Genomic DNA, 6625 nt, shown 5'->3' with positions numbered 1-6625 from the left:
CTCCCCGCCCCCACGTCGACCCCGGCGGCGGGTGCCTCGTCAGACCCGGGCGGGCACGCGCCGTCGGGCACGCTCGGGCTCGCCCGCGGCAGCGCCCTGTACGTGGCGAGCGTGCTCGGCACGGGCGTCCTCGCGCTCCCCGGGCTCGCCACGCGCGTCGCCGGCCCCGCGTCGGTCCTCGCCGTCGCCCTGGTGCTCGTCGCGAGCGTGCCGCTCGCGGGCACCTTCGCGGCGCTCGCCGCGCGGCACCCCGACCGGGGCGGCGTCGCGAGCGCGGTGCGCACCGCCCTCGGCCCGACGGCGGCCCGCGCCACGGGCTACTGGTTCTACCTCGGCGTGTGCGTCGGCGTGCCCGTCGTGGCGGTGCTCGGCGCGGAGTACGTCGTCGCGGTCGTGGGCGCGGACCGCGGCGTCGTCCCCGTCGTGGCCGTCGCGCTCGTCGTCGTGCCGGCGGTCGCCGTGGGGCTCGGGATCCGCGTCGCCGGCGCCGTCCAGCTCGGGCTCACGTCCCTGCTGCTCGCGGCCGTCGTCGTGGTGGTCGCGGTGGCGGCGCCCGCCGCGAGCGCCGAGCGGTTCACGCCGTTCCTCAGCGAGGGCTGGTCCGGCGTCGGCTCCGCGGTGAGCCTGTTCGTCTGGGCGTTCGCGGGCTGGGAGGTCGGCACGCACGTCTCGGCCGACTTCCGCGACCCTCGCCGCACCATCCCCGCCGCGACGGGCGTCGCGCTCGTCGTGGTCGGCGTCGCCTACCTGGCGCTCCAGGTGACGACCGTCGGGGTTCTCGGGGCCGGGGCCGGCTCCGGCACGGTCGCGCTGCTCGACCTCGCCCGCACGGGCGCGCCCTCCGCCGGGCCCGTGGTCGTCGGCGTCGTGGCGGCGATCGTCACGTCGGGCGTGCTCACCGCCTACCTCGCGGCCTTCGCGAACCTCGGCCAGGCGCTCGCGCGCGACGGCGACCTGCCGCGGCCGCTCGCGGCGCTCTCCGGCCGGACCGGGGTACCCCGGCGGGCGCTCGCGGTCACGCTCGCCCTCAGCGCGGCGTACCTCGCCGTGCTCGTCGCCACCGGCCTCGACCTCGAGCCGTTCGTCCGCGTGCACACGAGCTGCATGGTGGCGGTGTACGCGCTCGGGATGCTCGCCGCCCTGCGGCTGCTCCCCCGCCGCACCGTCGGCTGGTGGCTCGCTGCCGTCGCGACCGTCCTCACGGGCGTCCTGCTGGTCCTCGCGGGTGCGTCGCTCGTCGCCCCGGCGCTCCTCGCCGTCGGCGCCGTCGCGGTCACGCTCGTGCGGCGTCGGCACGCCACGCCCTGAGCGCGCCGCCGGGCCGCGAGAATCGCCCTCCCGGCCCGTTCCCCGCCACGGCGCCGTCCGCTACGGTCGACGGCATGCCCACGTGGACGGACCCGGGCCCGGTGGAGTTCGACGCCGTCGTGATCGCCGCCGGGACGCGCTCGGGAGCCTTCGTCGCGCTCCCGTACGACGCCGTCGACCTGTTCGGCACGCGCGGCCGGGTCCCGGTGGTCGCCGAGGTCGACGACGTGCGGTACCGCGCCTCGCTCGTCGCCTACGGTGGCCCGCACCTGCTCGCTGTCCTCCGGTCGGTGCGCGCCACCACCGGCAAGGGCGTCGGGGACACCGTGCACGTCTCCGTCCGGCTCGCCGCGGAGGTCTCGGCCGTCCCCCGGTGAGTCCCGCGCCGCCCGGAACCGGCAGGGTCGTGGGTACTCAGCCGGCCGCGTCGTCGGCCGCGCGGGCCGCCGGTGGCAGGGCGTCGCCGAGCGCGATCTCCTTCGCCGTCGGCAGCTCCTCCTCCATGGGCGGGTCCTTGTGCCGCAGGTGGGAGAACACGGACCATGCGACCGCGACGAGCGGCACCGAGACGACGGCGCCGAGGATCCCCGCGAGGAGCGTCCCCGCGGTCACCGCGATCGCGACGACGACCGGGTGCAGCGAGACCTGCTTGCCCATGACGAGCGGCTGGAGGATGTGGCCCTCGAACTGGCCGATGAGCGCGATGCCGATCGTCACGATGAGCGCGATCACGATGCCCTTGGCCGCGAGCGCGACGATGGCCGCGATGATCATCGCGAGCGGCGCGCCGATGATGGGGATGAACGCCCCGATGAAGACGAGGACCGCGAGCGGCGCCGCGAGCGGCACGCCCAGGATCCCGAGGAAGATGCCCGCGAGGATGCCGTCGACCAGCGCGATGATCACGGTGCCCCGGGCGTAGCCCGAGAAGGTGTACCAGCCCGCGCCGCCCGCGATCTTCCAGCTGTCGCGAGAGCGCGACGGCAGCTGGTTGAGGAACCAGGTCCACATGTCCTTGCCCCGGGCGAGGAAGAAGACCGTGCAGAAGATCGCGAGCGCGATCGCGGCGAACGCCTCGAACACCGATCCGGCGCTCGCGGCCGCCTGGCTCGCGATGTCACCGCCGTGCTCGCTGAGCCACTGCCGGCCGTTGTCGATCCACCCGTTGACGTCGTCCGCCGTGATCGTGACCGGCAGGGGGCCGTTCTCGAGGAAGTCGAAGATCTGCTCGATGCCCTGGTCGAACTGGTCCGCGAGGCTCTGCCACTGCCCCGCGACCGACGTGATGACGTAGGTCAGCAAGCCCGCGATGAACAGCAGCGCCGAGAGGATCGCGAGCCCCGTCGCCAGACCGCGCGGCATGACCTTCGCGTAGAAGTCGGTGACGGGCCGCAGGACCGACGTGATGACGAGGGCGAGGAAGACGGCGACGAACACGAGCTGAACCTGCGCCGTCGCGAAGAAGATGAGCGCGACGGCCGCGACGATCATGAGCAGGCGCCACGACCAGCCCGCGGTGGTGCGCAGCCATGCGGGCACCGACTCGTCGTAGCCGACGACCGACGGGTTGCGTCGCGCCCCGGCCACCTTGCGCGCCGCGCTCGACGCCCCCGCGAGGTGCTTGACCGACGCCGCCGCGCGGTCCGAGCCGGAGCCCGGGCGTGGTGTGGGCGCCGCTGCCGCCGACCGCTGCTCGTCCGTCACACGTGCCTCCGCCCGGTCGTGGCCACCATCCGCCCAGTCTGCCCCAGGTCGTCCCCCCACGCCGGATGCCGCGTTCGGCCCGTCGCCCCACGTCGGCCCGGTGCCGACGGGCGACCGCGATGTGAGGACCACGCCCGAACCGTGCTATGTTTTTCCCCGCACCGGAACGGCGGAAACGCCGGGAAGGTCCACTCGTCCGGGTGGCGGAATGGCAGACGCGCTAGCTTGAGGTGCTAGTGCCCTTTATCGGGCGTGGGGGTTCAAGTCCCCCTCCGGACACAGCGTGGCGCTCCATGCGCCCCACGAGAGCCGGGTCGGGAGAGAGATCTCCTGACCCGGCTCTTCGCGTTTCGCGGTGCGCACCGCCCCAGGGCGCACGTCGACGACCGACACCCCGCTCCAGAGCGCGTGTGCGCGCCCAGCCGCCCCGGCAGCCTGCCCGACCACGACGGCCGGGGCTCTCCCGGGCCCCGCCTCGAGCAGGCCCGACGTCAGGTTCGCCGCGCCCCGTCCGCAGCGTCAGGAGGGATACGTCCGGGCTCCCCGACGAGTGGTGCGTCCACGGTCCCGACAAGGCCTCAGCCCGGCGGCAGACGCCACGTGCGCCAAGAGACAGACGCCCGAACCCGTCTGGTCAACCGGTTGACCAAAGTCTCAGGAGGCCGCTACGGTGTGCGCAACCGCTTAACCACGACGATGGGTAGCAATGGACCAGCGAGGGTTCTACCAGCCGACCGACGCCTGGGTGGGGGACGTCATCCCCTGGCAGGAGGACGGTGTCTTCCACCTCTTCTACCTGCACGAGACGCGTCAGACGCCGAAGACGGGCATGCCGTGGCACCGGGTCGTCACCGACGACCTGGTCGACTTTCACGACGCCGGGGAGGCGCTCGCCTCGGGCGGACCGTCGGCAGCGGACTTCAACGTCTACACGGGCAGCGTGGTCCGAGACGCCGAGGGGACGCACCACGCGTTCTACACCGGGCAGAACCCGGCCCACGTGGGCGCGGACGGGCGACCGCTGCAGGTGGTCATGCACGCGACGAGCCACGACGGCATGCGTTCCTGGCAGAGCCGCCCCGAGGAGACGTTCGGCGCGACGCCTGGGTACGAGACCGGGGACTGGCGAGACCCGTTCGTGCTCTGGGACGCCGACGCCGGGCTCTGGCGCATGCTGATCACCGCCCGTCACGACCACGGGCCGGAGCGTCGACGGGGCGTCATCGCCCAGTGCGTCTCGCGCGACCTGTCCACCTGGGAGGCTGCCGCGCCGTTCTGGGACCCGCGCCGCTACGTCGCTCACGAGTGCCCCGAGGTGTTCCAGTGGGGCGAGTGGTGGTACCTCGTCTACTCCGAGTTCAGCGACGCCTTCACCACGCGCTACCGGATGGCCCGCAGCCTGGACGGCCCGTGGCTCGTGCCGGAGCACGACACGCTCGACGGGCGCGCGTACTACGCCGCCAAGTCCGCGGAGCGCGACGGGCGTCGGTTCTTCTTCGGCTGGATCGCCTCTCGCGAGGGCGGGACCGACGACGGGCCGTGGCAGTGGGCCGGCACGATGTCCGTGCTCGAGGCCGATCAGCGCGAGGACGGCACCCTCGCCTTCCACCCCACCCAGGAGCAGCGCGACACGTTCGTCGATCCCGTCGACGTCGTCGCCGCCGGGACGACGCTCTCGGCCCCCGACGGGCACGCGAGCGTGCTGTCGCCCGAGGACGCACCGCACGCGTTCCGGCTCACCGCCCGGTTCGACGTCGCCGAGGGAACCCGTGAGCTCGGCCTGCTGCTGCGCGCGAGCGCCGACGGCGACGAGGGGTACGTGCTGCGCCTCGAACCGCACCGCCGGCGCCTCGTCCTCGACCGGTGGCCGCGCCGACAGACCGGCACCGAGCAGTGGCAGATCTCCGGCGACGTGCCGTTCGCCGTCGAGCTCGAACGCCCGTGCACGCTCGGCCCGGGTGAGCACGAGCTCGAGGTGATCGTCGACGGCGACCTGTGCGTCGCCACCGTCGACGACGCGACCGTGCTGAGCGCGCGCCTGTACGACCGGACGGAGGGCCGCGTCGGTGCCTTCGTCGGGGAGGGCGCCGCCACGCTGACCCGCCTCGCGCTCGCGACCCCGGCCGACCGCCGCCCGGCACGAGAGCTCGACGACGCCACCGTCCTCGGCGACGACGTGCTCGCCACGGCGACGTAGCCCCGACCCCGACCCCCCGCTTCACCCCATCCCACCGATCAACGGAGATTCCCACCATGGCTCTCAGGAAGCGCAGCGCAGCCCTCCTCGCCGCCGCAGTGACCACCGCCCTCGCGCTCACCGGGTGCGCGGGTGGGGCCGGCGGCGCCGACCCCACCGACGTCGACCCCGAGGGTGAGGTCAAACCCCGCGAGATCTCCTGGCTCCTCTCGCGCCCCGCCGACGGCGGCGTGATCACCGCGATGGAGCAGATCGCGGACGAGTACGCGGCCGAGCACCCCGGCTTCTCGTTGAACCTCATCACGACTCCCGACCGGCCGTCGTACATCCAGAAGTACGAGACGCTCGCGGCCGCGAACAAGCTGCCCGAGCTCTTCGACACCGACGCCACGCCCTTCGCCCAGAAGCTCGCGAGCCAGGACCGGATGATCGACGTCGACGCGCTGCTCGACGACCTCGGACTGGCCGGGGAGTACCGCGATGCCGCTCTCGGCTACCAGCGGTTCGACGACGGTTCGCTGTACATGGTGCCGTTCGAGTTCCAGCTCGAGTTCTTCTGGTACAACACCGCGCTGTTCGAGGAGGCGGGCGTCTCGGTCCCCGCCACGCTCGACGACTTCCCCCAGCTCTGCCGGGACCTGCGCGCCCAGGGCATCACGCCGATCGCGCTCGACGGCCAGGACCAGTGGCCGCTCGAGCGGTACATGGCGTACTACCCGTTCCGCATGGCGGGGCCCGAGTACGTGCAGGACCTCAAGAACGGCGACGCGTCGTTCGCCGATCCCGCCGGCGTCGCCGCCGCCGAGTGGCTGTCCGAGCTCGGGAAGGCAGGGTGCTTCCAGGAGGGCTTCTCCTCCACGGGCTATGCCGACGCCCAGGGTCTGTTCACCTCGGGGAAGGCCGCCGTCTACAACATCGGCACCTGGGAGCTGGGCAACCTTGCCACGGAAGCGCTCGACCCGGGAGTGCGCGACGACGTGGACTACTTCACCCTCCCGACGATCGACGGTGCCGTCACCACGGACGACGAGTACGTCACACCGTCCGGTATCGGCATGGCGGTCAACGCCCAGACGTACGACCCGCTCGTCCGGGACTTCCTGAAGTTCGCGCTCGAGCGATACCCCGAGATCTACGCGGCCACGGGCGCGCTGTCTCCGACGACGACCGCGCAGACCACGATCCCCGCGGACGCGACCCCGCTGTACTCCCGCGCGGTCGAGCAGGCGGACACGGTCGGACCGAAGATCGCGATGCCCTGGGACACGCAGCTCGACCCGGCCACCAACACGCGGCTCCAGCAGGAGCTGACGCTGCTGGTCCAGGGCGACATCACGCCGGAGGAGTTCGTGACGACCATGGACACGACGCTGCGGGAGAACATCGATGGCTGACACCGCCCGGGTCGCGGTCGAG

5 protein-coding genes and 1 tRNA gene are annotated in these 6625 nt (G+C 73.0%); 5 read left to right on the top strand and 1 reads right to left on the bottom strand.

Annotated features, from left to right (window positions below; translation table 11 throughout):
- Both A0J59_RS16200 and A0J59_RS16195 read left to right on the top strand, forming a co-directional pair.
- A partial coding sequence (locus A0J59_RS16200) for an APC family permease (RefSeq protein ID WP_255365279.1) occupies nucleotides 1–1308 on the top strand: 1308 nt, incomplete at its 5' end.
- Nucleotides 1309–1382: 74 nt separating this feature from the next.
- The gene (locus tag A0J59_RS16195; protein WP_082379867.1) at nucleotides 1383–1685 is read left to right on the top strand and encodes a DUF1905 domain-containing protein; all 303 of its coding nucleotides are present in this window, start codon (nucleotides 1383–1385) and stop codon (nucleotides 1683–1685) included.
- A gap of 37 nt (nucleotides 1686–1722) precedes the next feature.
- Here A0J59_RS16195 and A0J59_RS16190 read toward each other — a convergent pair whose 3' ends face one another.
- Nucleotides 1723–2895 (bottom strand): AI-2E family transporter, encoded by a 1173-nt coding sequence (locus A0J59_RS16190; protein WP_064316802.1) that lies wholly within the window; start codon nucleotides 2893–2895, stop codon nucleotides 1723–1725.
- A 311-nt stretch (nucleotides 2896–3206) separates the two neighbouring features.
- On the opposite strand from A0J59_RS16190, the gene A0J59_RS16185 reads away from it, so the two are divergent.
- From A0J59_RS16185 to A0J59_RS16175, 3 genes are all read left to right on the top strand, one after another.
- A tRNA-Leu gene (locus tag A0J59_RS16185) sits at nucleotides 3207–3291 on the top strand.
- Between the two features lie 427 nt (nucleotides 3292–3718).
- Nucleotides 3719–5209, top strand: coding sequence for a GH32 C-terminal domain-containing protein (locus tag A0J59_RS16180; protein ID WP_064316799.1), 1491 nt, complete (start codon nucleotides 3719–3721; stop codon nucleotides 5207–5209).
- A gap of 56 nt (nucleotides 5210–5265) precedes the next feature.
- The gene (locus tag A0J59_RS16175) at nucleotides 5266–6603 is read left to right on the top strand and encodes an ABC transporter substrate-binding protein (protein ID WP_064316798.1); all 1338 of its coding nucleotides are present in this window, start codon (nucleotides 5266–5268) and stop codon (nucleotides 6601–6603) included.
- Nucleotides 6604–6625 lie beyond the last annotated feature (22 nt).

This window comes from Cellulosimicrobium sp. I38E (genome assembly GCF_001647255.1).
GTDB lineage: Bacteria > Actinomycetota > Actinomycetes > Actinomycetales > Cellulomonadaceae > Cellulosimicrobium > Cellulosimicrobium cellulans_E.
The sequence above is the reverse complement of the archived record's forward strand: the minus strand, read 5'-3'. Positions and strand labels throughout refer to the sequence as shown.

Excerpts from the sequence above, each read along its gene's own strand:
- A0J59_RS16195 (WP_082379867.1), top strand. The coding sequence starts at position 1,383 with ATGCCCACGTGGACGGACCCGGGCCCGGTGGAGTTCGACGCCGTCGTG.
- A0J59_RS16180 (WP_064316799.1), top strand. The coding sequence starts at position 3,719 with ATGGACCAGCGAGGGTTCTACCAGCCGACCGACGCCTGGGTGGGGGAC.
- A0J59_RS16175 (WP_064316798.1), top strand. The coding sequence starts at position 5,266 with ATGGCTCTCAGGAAGCGCAGCGCAGCCCTCCTCGCCGCCGCAGTGACC.